This window comes from Rhodococcus sp. NPDC058521 (genome assembly GCF_042719695.1).
Classification (GTDB): domain Bacteria; phylum Actinomycetota; class Actinomycetes; order Mycobacteriales; family Mycobacteriaceae; genus Rhodococcus_F.
In genome coordinates this window covers 108,847-125,693 of the sequence record NZ_JBHXNL010000013.1, presented here as the reverse complement: position 1 = coordinate 125,693, position 16,847 = coordinate 108,847, and the positions used below count along the sequence as shown (strand labels likewise).

General features: G+C 63.3%; 20 protein-coding genes, 1 tRNA gene and 3 pseudogenes. 7 read left to right on the top strand and 17 right to left on the bottom strand.

The genetic code is table 11. The features are described from left to right. Positions 1 to 180 precede the first annotated feature (180 nt). Positions 181 to 627, bottom strand: coding sequence for a winged helix-turn-helix transcriptional regulator (locus ACFWO3_RS18350; protein ID WP_378580343.1), 447 nt, complete (start codon positions 625 to 627; stop codon positions 181 to 183). Between the two features lie 62 nt (positions 628 to 689). Here ACFWO3_RS18350 and ACFWO3_RS18345 point away from each other — a divergent pair, with 62 nt between their 5' ends. After that, on the top strand, positions 690 to 1,673 hold the full coding sequence (locus ACFWO3_RS18345; RefSeq protein WP_378580341.1) for an NADP-dependent oxidoreductase: 984 nt from the start codon (positions 690 to 692) through the stop codon (positions 1,671 to 1,673). Positions 1,674 to 1,829: 156 nt separating this feature from the next. Here ACFWO3_RS18345 and ACFWO3_RS18340 read toward each other — a convergent pair. Continuing rightward, a pseudogene (locus ACFWO3_RS18340) lies at positions 1,830 to 2,063 on the bottom strand (GNAT family N-acetyltransferase); the annotation flags it as partial. A gap of 212 nt (positions 2,064 to 2,275) precedes the next feature. On the opposite strand from ACFWO3_RS18340, the gene ACFWO3_RS18335 reads away from it, so the two are divergent. Continuing rightward, the gene (locus tag ACFWO3_RS18335) at positions 2,276 to 2,629 is read left to right on the top strand and encodes a hypothetical protein (RefSeq protein ID WP_378580339.1); all 354 of its coding nucleotides are present in this window, start codon (positions 2,276 to 2,278) and stop codon (positions 2,627 to 2,629) included. A 15-nt stretch (positions 2,630 to 2,644) separates the two neighbouring features. Here the strand turns inward: ACFWO3_RS18335 and ACFWO3_RS18330 are convergent, their stop codons facing one another. The 3 genes from ACFWO3_RS18330 to ACFWO3_RS18320 all read right to left on the bottom strand — a co-directional run bounded on the left by ACFWO3_RS18330 (position 2,645) and on the right by ACFWO3_RS18320 (position 4,463). Continuing rightward, positions 2,645 to 2,923, bottom strand: a complete 279-nt coding sequence (locus tag ACFWO3_RS18330) for a hypothetical protein (RefSeq protein WP_378580337.1) — start codon at positions 2,921 to 2,923, stop codon at positions 2,645 to 2,647. 33 nt (positions 2,924 to 2,956) lie between these two features. Then, positions 2,957 to 3,697, bottom strand: a complete 741-nt coding sequence (locus ACFWO3_RS18325) for an SDR family oxidoreductase (RefSeq protein ID WP_378580335.1) — start codon at positions 3,695 to 3,697, stop codon at positions 2,957 to 2,959. A gap of 82 nt (positions 3,698 to 3,779) precedes the next feature. After that, complete coding sequence (locus ACFWO3_RS18320) at positions 3,780 to 4,463, bottom strand: TetR/AcrR family transcriptional regulator (RefSeq protein ID WP_378580333.1); 684 nt, start codon at positions 4,461 to 4,463, stop codon at positions 3,780 to 3,782. Between the two features lie 776 nt (positions 4,464 to 5,239). Between ACFWO3_RS18320 and ACFWO3_RS18315 the strand changes: the two genes are divergently transcribed. After that, positions 5,240 to 5,740: a DoxX family protein gene (locus ACFWO3_RS18315; protein ID WP_378580331.1), complete on the top strand. Its 501-nt coding sequence runs from the start codon at positions 5,240 to 5,242 to the stop codon at positions 5,738 to 5,740. Then, a complete protein-coding gene (locus ACFWO3_RS18310) occupies positions 5,737 to 6,093 on the top strand; it encodes an MmcQ/YjbR family DNA-binding protein (protein ID WP_378580329.1) in 357 nt (118 codons plus the stop codon). The genes ACFWO3_RS18315 and ACFWO3_RS18310 overlap by 4 nt, the downstream gene beginning before the upstream one ends. Before the next feature lie 48 nt (positions 6,094 to 6,141). Here ACFWO3_RS18310 and ACFWO3_RS18305 read toward each other — a convergent pair whose 3' ends face one another. From ACFWO3_RS18305 to ACFWO3_RS18280, 6 genes and pseudogenes are all read right to left on the bottom strand, one after another. Then, a complete protein-coding gene (locus ACFWO3_RS18305; RefSeq protein ID WP_378580327.1) occupies positions 6,142 to 6,636 on the bottom strand; it encodes an SRPBCC domain-containing protein in 495 nt (164 codons plus the stop codon). 124 nt (positions 6,637 to 6,760) lie between these two features. Further along, entirely contained in the window at positions 6,761 to 7,978 is a 1,218-nt protein-coding gene (locus ACFWO3_RS18300; protein ID WP_378580325.1) for an RNA polymerase sigma factor, read from the bottom strand. After that, entirely contained in the window at positions 7,975 to 8,310 is a 336-nt protein-coding gene (locus ACFWO3_RS18295) for a YciI family protein (RefSeq protein ID WP_378580323.1), read from the bottom strand. The genes ACFWO3_RS18300 and ACFWO3_RS18295 overlap by 4 nt, the downstream gene beginning before the upstream one ends. 132 nt (positions 8,311 to 8,442) lie before the next feature. Further along, entirely contained in the window at positions 8,443 to 9,009 is a 567-nt protein-coding gene (locus tag ACFWO3_RS18290) for a DUF1772 domain-containing protein (protein WP_378580321.1), read from the bottom strand. Between the two features lie 277 nt (positions 9,010 to 9,286). Beyond that, positions 9,287 to 9,921 (bottom strand): annotated as a pseudogene (locus ACFWO3_RS18285) (RES family NAD+ phosphorylase). Between the two features lie 9 nt (positions 9,922 to 9,930). Continuing rightward, positions 9,931 to 10,560: a hypothetical protein gene (locus tag ACFWO3_RS18280; RefSeq protein ID WP_378580319.1), complete on the bottom strand. Its 630-nt coding sequence runs from the start codon at positions 10,558 to 10,560 to the stop codon at positions 9,931 to 9,933. 191 nt (positions 10,561 to 10,751) lie between these two features. On the opposite strand from ACFWO3_RS18280, the gene ACFWO3_RS18275 reads away from it, so the two are divergent. Then, positions 10,752 to 11,360, top strand: a complete 609-nt coding sequence (locus tag ACFWO3_RS18275) for a dihydrofolate reductase family protein (RefSeq protein WP_378580317.1) — start codon at positions 10,752 to 10,754, stop codon at positions 11,358 to 11,360. A gap of 17 nt (positions 11,361 to 11,377) precedes the next feature. Next, positions 11,378 to 11,728 (top strand): TetR/AcrR family transcriptional regulator C-terminal domain-containing protein, encoded by a 351-nt coding sequence (locus tag ACFWO3_RS18270; RefSeq protein WP_378580315.1) that lies wholly within the window; start codon positions 11,378 to 11,380, stop codon positions 11,726 to 11,728. Between the two features lie 497 nt (positions 11,729 to 12,225). Here the strand turns inward: ACFWO3_RS18270 and ACFWO3_RS18265 are convergent, their stop codons facing one another. The 6 genes and pseudogenes from ACFWO3_RS18265 to ACFWO3_RS18240 form a co-directional block, all read right to left on the bottom strand. Continuing rightward, entirely contained in the window at positions 12,226 to 12,933 is a 708-nt protein-coding gene (locus tag ACFWO3_RS18265; protein WP_378580313.1) for an alpha/beta fold hydrolase, read from the bottom strand. Positions 12,934 to 12,994: 61 nt separating this feature from the next. Beyond that, a complete protein-coding gene (locus tag ACFWO3_RS18260) occupies positions 12,995 to 13,576 on the bottom strand; it encodes a hypothetical protein (RefSeq protein ID WP_378580311.1) in 582 nt (193 codons plus the stop codon). A 56-nt stretch (positions 13,577 to 13,632) separates the two neighbouring features. Further along, a pseudogene (locus ACFWO3_RS18255) lies at positions 13,633 to 13,770 on the bottom strand (sigma factor-like helix-turn-helix DNA-binding protein); the annotation flags it as partial. A 368-nt stretch (positions 13,771 to 14,138) separates the two neighbouring features. Further along, positions 14,139 to 14,432, bottom strand: coding sequence for a hypothetical protein (locus ACFWO3_RS18250; RefSeq protein ID WP_378580309.1), 294 nt, complete (start codon positions 14,430 to 14,432; stop codon positions 14,139 to 14,141). Between the two features lie 81 nt (positions 14,433 to 14,513). After that, positions 14,514 to 14,825, bottom strand: a complete 312-nt coding sequence (locus ACFWO3_RS18245; RefSeq protein ID WP_378580307.1) for a hypothetical protein — start codon at positions 14,823 to 14,825, stop codon at positions 14,514 to 14,516. A 273-nt stretch (positions 14,826 to 15,098) separates the two neighbouring features. Beyond that, a tRNA-Leu gene (locus ACFWO3_RS18240) sits at positions 15,099 to 15,184 on the bottom strand. A gap of 230 nt (positions 15,185 to 15,414) precedes the next feature. Between ACFWO3_RS18240 and ACFWO3_RS18235 the strand changes: the two genes are divergently transcribed. Next, positions 15,415 to 16,680: an FhaA domain-containing protein gene (locus ACFWO3_RS18235; protein ID WP_378580305.1), complete on the top strand. Its 1,266-nt coding sequence runs from the start codon at positions 15,415 to 15,417 to the stop codon at positions 16,678 to 16,680. Positions 16,681 to 16,847: the final 167 nt, after the last annotated feature.

The following is a 16,847-nucleotide window of genomic DNA, read 5'->3' as shown; positions in this document are numbered from 1 at the left end:
CTACAACTACCATCGACCCCACACCACCGCCGGAAACCGGCCGCCAGCGACCCGACTCCATACCGGTGTCACCAACGTCATGGCCTCATACAACTAGCTGCAACAGTGGCGATCATCAGCGAAGAAGGTCTGACAGCGCGTCTGAAAGTGCAACGTGGCTGTGCCGACCTCCAACGGACATCAATGAAGCCCCGGTCCGGGTTTCGGGGCGACGTCGCGGGCTGATACTTCGTTTCCGCACGTGTCGCACTCGAGCCGGACGTGGGCTTCGCCCGAACATCCCTGATGTTGATAGATCACGGGCGGGCCGTCCGGAGCCATATACGTATCGCCCCAGTCCTTGATCGCGATGAGAATCGGGTAGATGGCGTGACCTTTGGCGGTAAGTCGGTACTCGGCGTGACGACTCCCGTCAGACCTCTGTTTGGTCAAGATGTCGTGTTCGACGAGCCGGTCCAGCCGATCCTGCAACCGGCTACGCGAAATCGCCAACGCATCTTGGAACGCGTTGAACCGGCGAACGCCGCCGAACGCGTACTTGAGGATGAGCAAGGTCCACCGGTCACCGAACACCACCAGAGGGCGCGTGATCGAGCACGGCAGATCCGCAAGTTCTTCGTAACGCACAACCTGACGATACCCTCCGTAGTTTCAAAACGAGACCATCACTGCTACCTTGGAGTCTCGAAATGAGACTATTAGGGGGAAGAATGAAGGCGATCTATTTCGAGCAGCACGGCGGCCCCGAGGTTATTCACTACGGGAATCGTCCAAAACCTGAGCCGTCGTCCAATCAAATTCTCATTGAAGTGCATGCGGCCGGAGTCAACCCCCGAGATTGGCAATTCCGCGACGGCACATACGCATTCCGGCGATTGTCCGGACCGCTTCCACTCGTTCCCGGTAGTGACGTCTCCGGAATCGTTGCTGCGCGAGGCAAGGCGGTCACCGATTTCGAGATCGGTGACGAAGTATTCGCCATGCAGACCACCCTGGGGCGGATGGGCGGATACGCCGAATACATGGCCGTCGACTCCCGAGTGGTCGCCCACAAACCCACATCAATCAGTCATGTCGAGGCTGCCGCACTGCCGGTGGCGGGCCTGACCGCATGGCAAGCGCTACACGGACTGGCGAAGATGCGCGCCGGCACATCGGTAGTCGTTGTCGGCGCATCGGGCGGAGTCGGGCACTACGCCGTGCAGATCGCCCACCACGCAGGCGCATCCGTCACCGCGGTGTGCGGCTCCGCCAACGTCGAGCTGGTGAGGGAGCTCGGCGCCGACCGCGTGGTCGACTACACCCATCACCGATTCACTGAGGAACTGCGCGACCAAGACCTGGTGTTCGACACCATCGGCCGCGACAGTCTGCACACCTGCGCCCCGGCGTTGACCCGCTCCGGACTCTACCTGACCACGAACCCGACCGTGCAAGCTGTCGCCGACACCGCCGTATCGAGACTGAGGCATCCCATTCTCGGGGGTCGCCGCGCGCAACTCGTACTCGTGCGACCCAATGCCGGACATCTTCACTCGGTTGCCAGCATGGTTGCCGAAGGCCTCATCCGCCCGGCAGTCGAGAAGACGTACCCACTCGAAGCTGCCGGCGAAGCACTGATCCACAGCCGCACCCGACGTGCCCGAGGCAAGCTCGTACTCCAGGTTCCCTGATCGCAGAACCACGTGTGGATGGACTGCCAACCGCGGCGGAAGGTACGGCACCCTCGTCTCGCTCATCTGTCGAGTCGATAGAGGAGACTGGTTCGTCTCGTACCATCGGGACGAATTGATCTCCTCCAATCGCGTGCCTACAGGTTTGGCTCCGATCTTCTCGATCGCATTGGCGGAACGGCGGTTCCGCTCGTCTGTGCGAAATTGGATCCACTCGGCGCCGGCATCGAATGCCGCGCCGATCATGAGCGATTTGACGCGGCGATTGAGTCCGGTGCCCCAGACAGCGGGGACAAGGAGGGTGGCGCCGATCTCGACGGCAGTGGAATCGCCTCGACCGGTAAGTACGAAGATGTTCCTACGGTCACGCCACCCTGAAGGATCAACCACGTCACGGGGCGATCGTCGCCGGCGAGCTTCGTCAACAACTGCTCCCTGAACGCCGACGCATTCACGGGCCGAACTCCTGGGATGTGTGCCCACACCTCAGGTGTCAGCGCCACGAAAAACTTTGCGACATCGAAACTCTCGGTGAAACGCACAAGATTCACGTCACCGTCCGCGCATTCCAGCAAGTACACAAGCATGTCACGGTCCAGGAAGTGCCGGCACACGGCACGGGGGTTTCGCTGTCCGAGGCTTCGGTCGCTCTCGTGAGCAAAGTCTTTGCCGCAGCCCGCATCAGTGAACCGGGCGGGTCGAACATGATCGAACTCCGCCACGTCGCCTTCGACGCTACGGCAAGACAGGGAGCGATGACCCGTCCGCCGAAACCCTTCCTATTGCACGCAGTGGGAGCGGCAGACAGCGCAGCGCGCCGCGGCGTCATCGACGACATTCTCAACAGGTCCAAGACGTCTCGACCCGAAGAAGCTCCTGCATTTCGAACGCACACCCGTCGTGTCGGCGCAACCCAAGACACACGAGTCGCCAACAACTGCAGCGGGACCTCCTGAAAGGGCTCTTCAGGTTCACTGCGCGTCCACGTGCTGGTCACACGCGGGGATATGCGGGTGGTCGGGTGAGGAGACTTCGGTCCCGTGGGTGCTGTCGCGACGTTCGCGGACCTCGACTACGTGATCGCGAAGGCCAACGACAAGGCGTCCAGGATGGGCGCGGGACGCGTTGCGGCTGGTGGTTTGCCGCATGCCCGCGTAGACGGTGTGCCCCGCCTGGGCCAACGCCCGGCCGGTGAGGTTGCCGAAGCCGCTGGAGGCTCCGGTGATGACGACGGTCTGCGATGTGCTCACGAATACCTACCTTCGTGGTCGAGTTGGCATTGCTCAGGCGAGTCCACCATTGGTGAAAAGGGTCTGCCCGTTGACCCAGCGTCCGGGTCCGGCGAGGAAGGCGACGGTCTCGGCGATGTCCCCGGGCTGTCCCAGACGCTCCAGCGGGGCAGCCTTGGACAGCTTCTCGATCGTCTGCGCGTCCTTGCCGTCCAGAAACAGCGGTGTGGCCGTCGGACCGGGGGCCACGGCGTTGACCGTGATGTCCTTGCCATGCAGCTCGCGGGCGAGGATGAGCGTCAGCCCCTCGACTGCGGCCTTGCTGGCGACATACGGGCCGTAGCTGGGGAACTGGGTTCGGGTGACGCTTGTGGAGAAGTTGATGATCGCCCCGCCGGAGCGCACGCGGCGTGCGGCCTGTTGGGAGACGACGAAGGTGCCGCGCACGTTCGTGCGGATCACCCGATCGAAGGTCTCCAGGTCGTAGTCCGCAATCGGACCCAGAGGCATGATCCCTGCGGTGTTGACGACGACGTCGATCCCGCCGAGGGTGTCTTCGACCTGGTCGAACAGTGCCTGCATCGCGGTCTCGTCGGCGACGTCGGCGCCCACGGCGATCGCGGTGCCGTCGGCTGCGGTGATCTCCTCGACCAGTGTGTCTGCCTTGGCCTGGTTGCCCGCATAGTGCACCGCGACGGCGTAGCCTTCCGACGCCAGCTTCTGGACAACGGCCTCCCCGATACCGCCCGAACCGCCGGTCACGAGGGCGACGCGAGTGTTGTTCCGGTTAGTCATGATTGTCTCCTTGTTTTCTGGGTCGATGAATGACGCGACCACGCGGATGCGTGCGCGTACGACAGAAGAGTGGATGCGAGGTTCAGGTGTCCTGGATGCGGTAGAGCCACTCACTGAGCAGCACGGACTCCCCGGGTGTGAACACGGTCGAGTCCTGCAATCCGGCGATCAGCGTCGTGGCGGCGGTGCGTTGTGCCTGGGCCGGATCAGGTTCGGTGACAGCTGTGTCGGCGAGGATCGCGCGAACCGTGGCCTCCCGCACGGACACCGACAGCGAAATATCGGGGTACTGCTCCGGGCGCAGGATCAGGGCAAGCGCGATCCCGCTGTTCGCCGCCATCACGACACGCGCTGCGTCGGCCGGGTCCATACGCAACCTGCCCTGGGCCGCCAGGCGGCCCAGGATGGATTGCAGCAACCCCATCGCCTCGTTCGCAGCAGCGGGGCGCGACGATGACGAACTCGCGAACACCAGCCGATACGCGTGCGGGTGAGAAAGCGCAAACATCGTGTGGTTATCCCACCCGTCGCGCAAGTCCATCAACGGATCATCTGACGGCACAGCGGAACGTTTGGAGTCCAGGTACTCCCCCCACACACGGTCTGCGACCGCGGCCAGCAGCCCGTCTTTGTCGCCGAACAGCCGATACAACACGGGCTGTCCCACCCCGGCCGCCTCACACACCGCGCGCGTCGAGACGTCCCCCGACTCCGACGCGGCGAGCAGCTCAACCGCCCGGTCCAGAATCACTGATCTCGTATCCACGAAGGCAACGATAACAAGGATCTGTTATCAGTGCAATGGTGCATACGTATCACTGATACTGGATTGTGTTTCGCGAGCCGTACCGTCGCGACCAACGGCCAGCTGTAAAACCGGCCGCGCTCGGTACGACCTGGCCGTCCGCGAGTTCGACGCCAGATAATCTGGCCGTCCTGCACCACCATCCGTGTCACGTCTCCGTCGACGATGCGGATCCCGCGGGCGTTCAGCTGCGTACGCTCTTCGGCAGCTGCAGGGCACCCTTCCCTCCTGGATCAACTGCGGATCGTCATGTCACTGGTCGAGGCGCTCAGTGCCACACGTTGGTGCGAAGGTGAGTAATTGTCGCGCCCGGTGTCGAAACGGGCTGTCAGCGTTCGTAGTCCATAGGAGACTGCCTACAAGGGGCATCACGAAGAAAGGTGCACCAGCATCATGAAGTTGACCACGAACACGCTGGTGTCGATCGATGGCGTCTGCCGGGGCCGATGGCGGACGGAACGCGGCACTCGATCCCGGCATGGAACGAGGCGGCTGGTCCCGGCCTCTGTTCGATGAGGAGGCAATGGCGTATGTGGCCGTGGCGTACCAGCGCGCCGAACCGTTCTTGTTCGATCGCCGCACCTATCAGCTCCTTGCTGGCTACTTGGGCGTGAGGACGGACCTGACAACCCCGCTCAGCGCACAGTCACCGGCGCATTCGTCCTCGCGTTGGCACGAACAGGGCACGCTCGAACCTTTGGTGACCAGCTGGATTCACAAGAAGGGAAACAACCGCGATGAGGAACACCCGCACACCCTCACCCACTGCCGGCGCCGCTGCGCAGGTCGCCCGCGACGCGATACTGCTGATCGCGCGCATCGGTCTCGGAGTCTTGATGATCGCGCACGCGAAGCTCGAGTACGACTTCGCCGGCGGCAGCATCACCGAAGCCGGAACGTTGTTCGAACAATCCTCGGTTCCACTCGCATCGATCACCGGACCGGCGAACGTGTTGTTCGAGTTCATCGGCGGCGCCGCGATGATCCTCGGACTCGCGGTGCGTCCAGTCGGGGTCCTGATGGCGGCGAACATGGCAGGGGCGTGGTTGTTCGTGCACTCGAACGATCTCTACGCCATGGATCACAACGGCCCGGAACTGGTGATCGCACTCGGACTCCTCTCACTCACCCTCGCTGCCACCGGGTCCGGCCGCGCCGGGATCGATCACCTGATAACACAACGGCGGCATACGCGAGCCGCGGAACATGACGCGAATGAAGCGGGAAGACACTCGTGACGCGCGATGACGTCCTGGACCTGTGCGTGAGTCTGCCCGGGGCGGTCGAGGACTACCCGTTCGGCGACGAGGTCGCTGTGTTCAAGCTCGGGGGCCGGATGTTCGCCCTCATCCCACTCGCCGGTACTCCCGGCAGCGTGAGTCTGAAATGCGATCCCGCGCTGGCACTGCAGTTGCGAGGTCGATACTCGGCTGTGCAGCCGGGTTATCACCTCAACAAACGCCACTGGAACACCGTGCACCTCGACGGCTCCATCGACGATGCTGAGATTCGCGAGATGATCGACCACTCCTACGATCTCGTCTTCAACGGCCTGACTCAGGCAACCCGTCGTCGCATACAGGGCAACTGACCGACGCGGAACCGATCAGTTCCTGTCACACAATGGCGGCACGTCGTGTCAGTGGCCGTATCTGGTGATGGGTTGGCCAGCGCCGGTGGTTATCAGTTGCGGCAGGCTTTGGGTGATGTAGAACGTCCAGCCCCGCGAGCACGATTCGAAGCAGGCCGATTCGGCAAGGGTGAGACCTTCGTGCGTGAACCGAAGTGTCGTGCCGTGCACGTCGGCGTCGATATCGAAGACGGCGTTCGTGTCGGTCCACTCGTCGTGGTCGTCGATGAAGGCGAGATAGGCGTCCACGACGTGCCAGACCACGCGGCGGCCGGGCACGACCTCGGTGAGCTGGAACCGCGCAAAACGGATGCCCGTGTTGGCGAGGGCCGTTTCTCCGGGATATGTGCTGTCGTCGGTGAACACGAACTCGTCGCCAGAGGCGAGGGTGTCACCGATGATGTTCTCGCTCCACCAACCGCGGACGTTGGTGACGGCCTCGAAAACCTCCTCAGGCGTCCGGTCGACGGTCATGGTGGCGGTCAGATACTCGGTGTTCGACATCTCTCCAGCCTCTCTGCTTGGTGGGTTTACTCCACCGACGAAGCAGACCACTCCGGATCGACATCGATCCGGCAGAAATTCGGAGAATGAACTCGGGTCGCTGCTGCTCTCGCCTGTGTCCCGGTCAGATCTCGGACAGGCGGGCCTTCAGGTAGCGACGTTCGGCCTCGGTCGGCGCGATCGCCAGCGCCTCCTCGTAATACGGTGCAGCCTCGGTGAGCCGGCCCTCGCGGCGAAGAAGGTCTGCCCGTGTGGCGGGGAGCAGATGGTAGTCAGCGAGCTTGCCGGACGCGGCCAACTCGTCCACGAGCGCGAGTCCGGCCGAGATGCCGTCGGTCATCGCGATCGCCACGGCGCGGTTGAGGTCCACGACAGGTGAGGGGGCCACCCGGGCGAGCTCGCTGTACAGGGCGGCGATCTGCGGCCAGTCGGTATCCGCGGAAGAGGACGATGTCACGTGACAGGCCGCGATGGCGGCCTGCAACTGATACGGGCCAGGACGTCGCATATCCAATGCTTCATCGAGGGTCATGAGGCCCTCGTCGATCATCGAGCGATCCCACTGGGACCGGTCCTGGTTCTCCAGCGTGACCAGCATGCCGTCGTTGAAACGGCTCGCTCGGCGCGCCTCCAGCAGCAACATCAGCGACAACAAGCCGCGCGCCTCGGGCTCCTCCGCCATCAGGCGAGCGAGCATCCGGGCGAGGCGGATCCCCTCCGACGCCAGTGCCCTGCCGACGTCTTCTTCGTCGTAGCCCTGGTTGAAGATCAGATACAGCACAGCAAGCACAGCAGACAGCCGCTGCGGCAGCAGCTCCGCCGGTGGAACCCGATACGGGATGCCGGCGTTCTGAATCTTGCGTTTGGCGCGTACCAGGCGCTGGGCCATCGCGGGTTCGGTGGACAGGAACATCTTGGCGATCTCAGCAGTGCTCAGGCCTGCCAAAGTGCGCAAGGTCAGAGCGACGCGGGCAGGAAACGGCAACGCTGGATGGCAACACGTGAAGATCAGTCGCAGCCGCTCGTCCGGAATCTCCTCCGCCGCTATCTCACTCGGATCCTGTGTCGTCAGCGCAAGTTGCCGCAACTTCGCGGCCCCCACCGTGTCCCGCCGCAGCCGATCCGTCGCCCGATGGCGTGCTGTCGTCGTCAGCCACGCGCCCGGACGGTCCGGAATGCCATCACGCGCCCACGTAGTCAGTGCGGCCGCGAAGGCATCCTGCGCGCAGTCTTCCGCGAGGTCCCAGTCGCCGGTGAGCCCGATCAGCGTGGCCACCACCTGGCTCCACTCCTGCTCATAGGCCGCAGCGACGGCGGTCCGAATCGACTCCGGCGCCGTCATTCCCACACGGGACGAACTTCGATGCAACCCCGGCCCGCGTAGGGATGCAGCGCCGCGAGCGTGATCGCCTCGTCCAGGTCGGCACACTCGACGATGTCGATGCCGCCGACGAAGTCCTTCGTTTCCGCGAACGGCCCGTCGGACACCAGCGTCTCTCCGCCACGGACCCGAACCGTCGTCGCATCTGCAACCGGCCGCAGCCGCGCGCCACCGAGATTTCCTCCCTGCCGCTTCAGTTCCGCGTCATACGCCTGGTGCGCGGGATCAGCCGCAATCTCCTCCATCGACGGCGGGTCCGTCTCGTCATCGCAGATCAGGAACACGTACTTCACGACACCACTATGCACCGACCTGATCGAACCCTCAATACGAACCGTCAACGGAGCCTTCCTCAGTGACTTCCGCGGCGGAAGTTCACTGAGTGTCCTTCTGGTGAGGAATTGTGTGCGAGCGTCCAGCACTTGTCAGGCTCGGTATGTCCGGCCGTTCAAGTAGGTGGTGCGAATGAGGGCAGCGAGGGCAGCGACGGAGAAGCCGGTTCGAACGATGTTCCCGATCACCCACGGGGATTCGACCTGGGCGCGGAGATGAGCGAGATCGGTGATCTGGTCGGGGTCGCCGGCGCGGCTGATGAGTTCGTTGAGCGGCAGATGGAGCGCTCCGGTGATTGCGAGGACGATTGAATAGAGTGCTAATGCAATGATCAGCCAGCGTAAGGCGGGTCCTCGAGCAAAGCTCGCCTGCAGCACGACCGAGAGGATGGTGAGCAACAGCGCCAGCGTGAAACTCACGGGGAACACCGGGTTTTCGTTGAACCTTTGCATGATGCCCACAAAGGTGCGGTTGTCAACGCCTGCGAGGTTGGGCATGACCGCAGCCATGAAGGTGAAGTTCAGGCCAGCAACCAAACTCATGGTGATGAGAGCTGCCCCGAGGACGAGGTCGAGCGATCTGTGACGAGCCCCTTTGCCGTCGGGCAGCTCTGCCGAGGAATGCAAGCCGTGGAGGGCTGAGTGCCGGACGTTGCCCATCAGTAAGCCTCCTTGGTCAGATGCCGATGGCATCGCTGCGGGTACGCGAACAACCGAACCGCGCCGATCGGTGGAATCGTCCGTCTTCCACTCTGATCGAGAACCTGCAGCCAAACCATGCCCATCCGTCGCGATTTCCTGTCCATTCGTCCGGAGCTGTCGGACCCAAATCAGCGAGGGGCATCCCCGGCATGCTTCTCGACCGGTGGCGAGATTGGCCTCCGCGACGAAACCGAAAGCCACGTACGCCGACGTCGCAGGGCCGTCTGGGGAGCGATCAGGTGATGGTGTACCCGAGCCGGAATGCGGCCGTATCGATCGACCCCTCCAACTCCTGGTGCGCCAGCGGAAGGGACAATGTCGGGCGTTCGGGGAAGGCGTCACCAGCACGCTCGTTGAGCGCCACGCAGGTACTCCCCGCGAACCGACCCCGATAGATGATGCCGTCGAGGTTCTCGTGGGCACGGTGAATGGTGCGCGCCCAATGCTGGGTACGAGCGTGTGCAGCGGTATCGAGCGCGTGGTTCCCGCCGACACGTGTGGCCCACGCCCCGCCGCCGATTCCCGACACATCGAATAGCCGCAATGGGCGCAGCACGGTCAAGGCGGTCAGATACGGGGCACCCCGGTGACGGTCGATGACACGTGCGCTTCGAAACGCTTCGGCCAAACACCCTGTGGACTGCAGGACCCGTACCAGATGCCGTACTCGTCGTGCTCCTCCGGCGAACGTGGATGATGATCGAACCGCAGAACAGGCCCGAAGGTGCGCATCTGATTCCACGGCAGAACATGATCACCGGCAGTGCGGTGAACACGCCAGATCTCGTCGGCGGGCTGCCACTCGGTGATTTCGTCGCGAAGAATCCCGGCGTCGCGGAGCGCAGGAATGGTCGGCGGCGGTGGCAGCATCACCGGCATCTACGCAGATTCCCATTCCGACGTGATGACCAGATCGGTGACCTGTTCGATCTCCGCCGCGGTGCCAGCACATCCGATCAGCCACTGCACGATCGACACCGGTTCCCCGTCGACAGCAAGAGTGGGCTGCGGGCGGGTCAGCAGCGCCTGCACGGTCAGCGGGTGCAGGTCTTCCGCCAGTAACGGGGCGACCTGCTCGAAATAGGGCACCGCACCGGTGTCGGTGAACTGAGCGGGCGGCAGCAACCGATTGCGTCCGGACTGAAACGCCCACAAGGTTCTGTCCGTGAGGCGTTGGCGAACACGAGCAGCAGTCACACCCAATCGTTCCGCAGCCGCCGGGATCGACAGCGAATTGCGAACCAAGCCCCGCATCCGAATATCGCGATCCACCCGCACAGCGGTCGCGGACGCGGCATCGGTGACAAACCCGGCCTTCGTCAGCAGCCGCGCGTCATGATCGGACAAAGCAGGACCCGCCGCCGGTAGCGCCTTCCGGAACCCGTGCAGGATCTGAGCAAGTTCACTCCGGTCGATATCGGAGCCGCTGACTTCACGCAACGCGCCCTCGAAATCAAGGTCCCCACTGAGGTACCGGGCCTCCGCGTCGGCGTGTGCAGCATCGCCCACCGCAACCACCCAACCTTTCACTGACTATCATGCGCAAATCAATGCTAGCCACTGATGGTCGCTCCCGCCACCACACGCGGGAGACGGCGGACTCGAGGTTGTCGTAGCGAATGTGCACCGTCGGCATGCACGCCGCGATATCGTCGTCCAGATCGAATCCATCGACCGCAACGCGGCGGAGAGAGGGCCCCGTGGGGAAGGTTCAGGCACAGGCGATCACGTCACTCGACGGATACGTAGCCAAGCAGGACAACACAATCGGCCGGTTGTTCGACTGGCTGCAGAACGGTGAGATCGCCTTGCAGTCTCCCGCCGGCGACCTCACTGTGAAGCTCACCCCGGCGAGTGCGGATCACTGGCGACGCTGGGTGTCGTCGCTGGGTGCGTTGGTGTGTGGGCGCACTCTGTTCGACGTGACGGAGGGCTGGCACGGTCGCCACTCGCTGGACGTTCCGATCCTCGTCGTAACCCACCAGGTCCCGAAGGACTGGGTCGAGGCATACCCGGATGCCCCGTTCACTTTCGTCACCGAGGGCGTAGAAACGGCCATCGCGCGAGCCCAACGCCTCGCGGGCGACAAGGTCGTCTCGGTCACCGGCGGGACGATCGCACGGCAATGCCTGGAACTCGGGCTGCTGGACGAGGTCGCGGTCGACCTCGTTCCGGTCGTCATGGGAGAAGGGAATCGTCCATTCTTCGGCGAACTGTCGACCGAGGACGTAATGCTGGGCAACCCGACCACCTGCATCCAAGGTGATCGCGTGACTCATCTGGTGTTCCCCGTGCAGAGTGGGCACTGACTGCGAGTCGGGCCGGCATGTGCCGTGGCACAGATGAACGTGCTGGTTCCGGTGTGAGGTGGCACGGTACCGATGTGGTGTCAGAACGAGGCGCCTGTTCTGGCTGCCCCGAAATGCCCCGACGCCGAAGAGCACGACACCAGACAACAACCTTGTATTGGCACATCGGCACGAAGAATGACGTGGTCGATCTGGCCGTCGATGCGATCTTCGCCGAAACATCCGCGCCCCAAGGACATACCGATGACTGGCAAAGTGACATCAGCTCTCTGCTCACCAGCTGGCGTGCCACCCTGCTTCGGCATCCGTGGACTGCAGCACTGGCGGCGAATAGGCGACCGCTACTGGGCCCGGAATTCCTTGCGTGACTGGGGTACTTGCAAGCGTCTTTGGCCCGGGCAGGGCTGAGTAGCGAGCGAGGCGGACGAGTACCCGGTCTCGCCGGTCATCGGTATCGCGCTGACGACGACTGGGACGAGAACTTCGAGAAGGGACTGAAGTTCATCCTCGACGGAGTGGCCGTACACATATCAGGGAAAGACGGGTAGTCACTTCCCGCCGAGCCCGGCCGACTCGAGAATCATGATGATGACCACCACGGTCGCGAATCCCAATCTGCCCCAAGATCAATCGCTCCCGTAGCGAATTCTTGACCCTGCCAGAGACTTTCCAGTTCATTCGCCCGTTGCTGTGCGGGGCCATCCACAATCCCCCCTTACTGTCGGCAGCCTCGACCGGAGTTCGAGTCCTTGCAGACTGTTGGCGGTATCGACCAACACATTCGGATGATCGGTGAGCGTGGCGCCGATCGTCGCCGCCTGAGTCACGTGGGCGGCGAACTCGCCTCATTTCGTCCAGACCGTACTCAGGATATCGACGCGAGAACTCGGCTCAGCTCCTGCGGAGCGGTCACCATCGGCCAGTGCCCGGTGGGCACCTCGACGAGATCCCAGGTAGGCGATTCGGTCAGCGCGGCGATATCACCGGAGCGGAAGTCGGCATCCGGAACGGTGCAGTTGATATAGGTGGCCCGCTGGCGTGCGACCGGGACACGCATCCTCGCCTTGTCAACAATGGTGGCACCCGGATGGGGAACACACCGCTCGAGGACCTGCTGAGCCTGCTCGACGGACATACCGTTCTCAGTCAGGACGTCCATATCCGGAACAGACCAGAATCCATCGTGAGCTGTGATGTCTTCGTCTATCGCGCGTCGCCATTCGGCGCCGAAGGCATCGAGCATGGACCGGCCATCGCGTGGGACGTTCGAGTCCACGAAGACCGTGTGGGCGACACGTTCGGGGGCACGATCGGCAACCATTCCTGCCACCATGCCTGCGTAGCTATGTCCGACGACGATCGCGTCGTTGATGTTCCGGCTGTGTAGCAGCTGCAGGACATCGTCGACGTGAGTAACAAGGCCCACGCCGCCCGAAGAGGATCCACCGTCCAGGCCGGTAAGGGTCACGGCATGAACCACATGCCCCAATTCGGTCAACCGATCGGTGATCGGCTGCCACACCCACGCAGCCATCCATGCACCGGGGACAAGAACGTAGTCGTGCCTTGCCATCGAAACAACCTCCTATCACGATCATCTACGTCTAGGTACGCAATGAATCCGTGGGTACTGACTACGGAACCGCGATCGCCATGACACCGGGTATTGCATTGATCGCGGCCGGCGGTGCCTGATACTGGGTGCGCATCTCGGTGACCGTGGCCACGACCGGACCCGATCCGGTGGCCGCCGTGGCTGAGGTCGGCAAGTTCTCGTTCGGAGAGTCGAACTCGTAATCGGGCCGATCCCAATGACGGAGCGCCACCTCGCCGCTCGCGCCAGTCGCAAGGTTGCGCCACGACACCAGAAGGTGCCGATAGGCGTACTGATGGTACTGCGGTGCTGCGACATTCGAGGCTGGATCGTGAACCGAGAAGGTCACCGCCGCTGGGACCGGCGGGTACTGCCGGGTGCTGGGCGCAAGGTTTGCCGCGACCGTGATCGGCTGGAACGATCCGCCGGGAACTCCGCCGGGTCCGATCTCGAGGTCGCCGATCGCGGGAAGACCGAAGCTCGGCGCGGTGGTGGCAGCGGGGTGCGGCGGGACCGGTAACGGCGGGACCGGTGGCGGCGAGGCGTCTGCGGTCGCCGCGGGTGCGACACCCACAGCCACCGCAGTCGCTGCGACGATGATCGTCTTGCGTGCGTGTGCCATCTTCTACTCCTCGAAAATCGGTGCGACATGCGCAAGGTCGGCCACGCTGTCCCCAGTCACGGTAAGATTCTCCGGCGTAGATTCTGAAGTGCGCGGTGCCCTGCGACTCTCACCGATCTCTCGGATACTCCCAAGGCGCCGGCGGTTTCGCGAACGGTCATCCCGGACAGCACGCGCAGGGCGATGGCTTCCCGTTGTCGGTCTGCAGCAGTCGCTCACTTGGGGTTGCATCGTGGGATTGCTCGTCGCGGAGCTTCTTCCACCAATTCTTGAGACCGCCGAGGCTTTTCTCGTTCATCTCTCCGCCACCCGTATGCACGAACTCCCCGCGGTCACGCAGGCGGCGGCATGCGGTGGCCTTGTCATGACCTGCCATCCGGTGTCGGCTAAGCAAACTATGACCTCATGGCCAAATGGAGCCCGCCTGAAATCAAGGCCACCCAGGAGCAGCAGACGGCTTCGGCATCACCGACAGGCCGTGATGCATTGGGGTCGGACCGCCGACGGAGGCATCGTGTTTCTGGCTTTCCACAGTGAATCAACGTGGCTACCAGCCGAGCCTCTACCAGTCGACTTCTCTCAGTACTTCCTTGATGCGGGCGGCTTCCCGAGCAATCTCGTCGGGATCGCCGTCATCGCGGGTGAGATCTTCGCGCCAGAGTGCGGCGAGCGCGGCTTCGACGGCCAATTCGACAGTCGGATAGGAGCCGATCGGGTTGCCATTGTGTGCCCACCATGCGCGGACGAAGCAGCCGTTGGGCGCTGAGCAGAACCCGACCGCCTGGCCGTTGCGGCGGATGGTCGGGCACTCCGGCGGGTATCCGCTGTTTATGAGGAGTCGGTCATCGGACGCCATCGAGCAACTCCTTCAGTGTCCGCGCCGCGTGCTGTAATTCGCGGACCTTGGCATGTGGCGCCCGTGCGCTGAAATGGAGGTTCACTCTTCGCTGTCATTAGGTGCAAATCCGTAGTAGTTGATGCCGTTCCAGTCGGTATCGACGACCATGACCAACGCACCTTTGATCTGGAGGCGCTCGGCGAGGTCTTTCGGCTCGACGTCCTCCGGATCCTCGGACAACTGTTCCGCTACCAGAGGACTGATATAGGCCCAGTCGGAGGCAGCGCCGTAATAAGTGAACAGTAAGGTCGAGTCACCTTCGTTCGGGCCGCTCTCTGTCTCGGCCTTCTGACCACTGAACGGGGAGTGCACGGTGCCGAGGTAGCTGAACTCAATGACGGGAAGGGGCATCAACTGTTCCTATTCGATCGCCGCTGTCCTGTATGGAAAGCCTGGGGTCTAGTTCGTCAGAGCACTGTCTTCGGCGGCCCGGACGCGGATCACGCTATCTAATACCACCGACACGGGGCCGAAAATGTCGCCCGCGCCCGGACGCGTGCAAGAGGCCACGTTCGGAATCTATCCATTAGAACGTCGCACCTAGCCACAGCACAACAACAAAAACGAGGTCACGCACTCTTTCGAGTTCGTGACCTCGTTGGTCGCAGTTCGTGGAACTGCACGTGGTGGGCGAAGGGGGACTTGAACCCCCACGTCCCGAAGGACACTGGCACCTGAAGCCAGCGCGTCTGCCATTCCGCCACTCGCCCGAGCAACCCGAAAACATTAACACGCGGCATCGAATTATTACGATTCGTGCAGTTCAGACGCGAAATCACCCTCGCAGATCGGCTCGTCTCGTAGAAGACGGATATCATGCAGAAGGGTGGACATGCGCCGCTTGGCGGCGCGATGACAGTACCGTGGGAGGCTGACACCCTGGTGTCACGACACGCACTGCTAGCGACAGCCGCCACGGCGGCACCGAGAGGAGGTTCCGATGGGCATAGTTCAACGCTTCGAGCGCAAGCTTCAGGGGGCCGTCGGTGACGGGTTCGCCCGGGTGTTCGGCGGCAGTGTGATGCCTCAGGAGGTGGAGTCTGCACTTCAGCAGGAGGCCACCGATCGTGTGCAGCAGTTGGAAGGTGGGCATCGTCTCGCCCCCAACAGTTATGTCATCACCGTCAACAATTCCGACCACGACGCGTTGGCGAGCGACAGGGACTTGACTGTCCGCGCCTTCTCCCGTCACCTTGAAGACTTCATTCGCGATCAGGGCTGGCAGACATATGGTCCTGTCCAGATCGCGTTCGAGCCGTCGGAAGCACTACACACGGGGCAGTTCCGAACCCGAGGTTCGGTAGATCCGGATGCCGGACGCCCACCGATTGCACACGCCACGTCGAATCCAGGAGCTGGCCCCATGACGCAGAACCCAGGCTACGACCCCAGCCGCGACCCGGCGGCAGGCCGTCGGCCCGAACCCGAGTACGCGCGCAACGGGCACGCCCATGTGGGTCAAGATCAGCGGTACGCCCAGGACGGGCCCGCTTACCAGAACGGCTACGACCGGGGTGCCGGGTACGAGCAGCCCGCCTACCCGCCGCAGAACCCGGGCTACTCGGCTCCGGCAGCACCGGCTTTCGACCAGCAGGTCGGCCGCGCGGACGAGTACGACTACGACCCCAATTACCGGGATCCGAACTTCCGAGATGCGGGCTACCAGCAGCAGGACTACCCCGCCGCCTACGACCAGGCTGCACCGGCCCGCTACCCGGACGGCTCCTACGCCGACCCGGGCTACCAGCAGCCTGCTTACGATCAGCCCGCCTACGACCAGCAGGCATACGATCCCGGCTACCAGCAGGGCGGTTATGCACAGCCCGGTTACCAGCAGGGTGGCTACGACCAGCAGGCATACGACCCCGGCTACCAGCAGGGCGGATACCAGCCCGGCGGCTACTCGCAGGAGCCGCACGTCTTCACCGCGACGCTGCAGCTCGAGGACGGCAGTGGCCGCCACTTCCAGCTCCGCGAGGGCAACAACATCATCGGCCGCGGCCAGGAGGCACAGTTCCGCCTGCCCGACACCGGTGTGTCACGTCGCCACATCGACATCCGCTGGGACGGCCAGGTCGCCATGCTTTCCGACCTGGGCTCCACCAACGGCACAACGGTGAACGGCGCTCCCGTTCAAGATTGGCAGCTCGCCGACGGCGACATCATCCGCGCAGGTCATTCGGAAATCCTCGTCCGCATCCTCTGAGACTCACCCGACATTCCGTAACGTCCGACATCGCAGTTCGATGTGATGTCGGACGTGACGCGGTGTCGGATCCGTTTCGTCGGAGCATGTCCGTATCCTGATCGGCGAGACTGCGTGCCCCCCTATGATTCGGCGAGAAAGCCGGTTCGGCGAGATAACAGAAGGAG

What these genes read in the sequence shown, in the direction of transcription:
- ACFWO3_RS18265 (WP_378580313.1), bottom strand. Translation starts at nt 12,933, where the DNA reads ATGGCAAGGCACGACTACGTTCTTGTCCCCGGTGCATGGATGGCTGCG.
- ACFWO3_RS18290 (WP_378580321.1), bottom strand. Translation starts at nt 9,009, where the DNA reads ATGGGCAACGTCCGGCACTCAGCCCTCCACGGCTTGCATTCCTCGGCA.
- ACFWO3_RS18300 (WP_378580325.1), bottom strand. Translation starts at nt 7,978, where the DNA reads ATGACGGCGCCGGAGTCGATTCGGACCGCCGTCGCTGCGGCCTATGAG.
- ACFWO3_RS18235 (WP_378580305.1), top strand. Translation starts at nt 15,415, where the DNA reads ATGGGCATAGTTCAACGCTTCGAGCGCAAGCTTCAGGGGGCCGTCGGT.
- ACFWO3_RS18325 (WP_378580335.1), bottom strand. Translation starts at nt 3,697, where the DNA reads ATGACTAACCGGAACAACACTCGCGTCGCCCTCGTGACCGGCGGTTCG.
- ACFWO3_RS18260 (WP_378580311.1), bottom strand. Translation starts at nt 13,576, where the DNA reads ATGGCACACGCACGCAAGACGATCATCGTCGCAGCGACTGCGGTGGCT.
- ACFWO3_RS18250 (WP_378580309.1), bottom strand. Translation starts at nt 14,432, where the DNA reads ATGGCGTCCGATGACCGACTCCTCATAAACAGCGGATACCCGCCGGAG.
- ACFWO3_RS18345 (WP_378580341.1), top strand. Translation starts at nt 690, where the DNA reads ATGAGACTATTAGGGGGAAGAATGAAGGCGATCTATTTCGAGCAGCAC.
- ACFWO3_RS18270 (WP_378580315.1), top strand. Translation starts at nt 11,378, where the DNA reads ATGTGCCGTGGCACAGATGAACGTGCTGGTTCCGGTGTGAGGTGGCAC.
- ACFWO3_RS18315 (WP_378580331.1), top strand. Translation starts at nt 5,240, where the DNA reads ATGAGGAACACCCGCACACCCTCACCCACTGCCGGCGCCGCTGCGCAG.
- ACFWO3_RS18245 (WP_378580307.1), bottom strand. Translation starts at nt 14,825, where the DNA reads ATGCCCCTTCCCGTCATTGAGTTCAGCTACCTCGGCACCGTGCACTCC.
- ACFWO3_RS18305 (WP_378580327.1), bottom strand. Translation starts at nt 6,636, where the DNA reads ATGTCGAACACCGAGTATCTGACCGCCACCATGACCGTCGACCGGACG.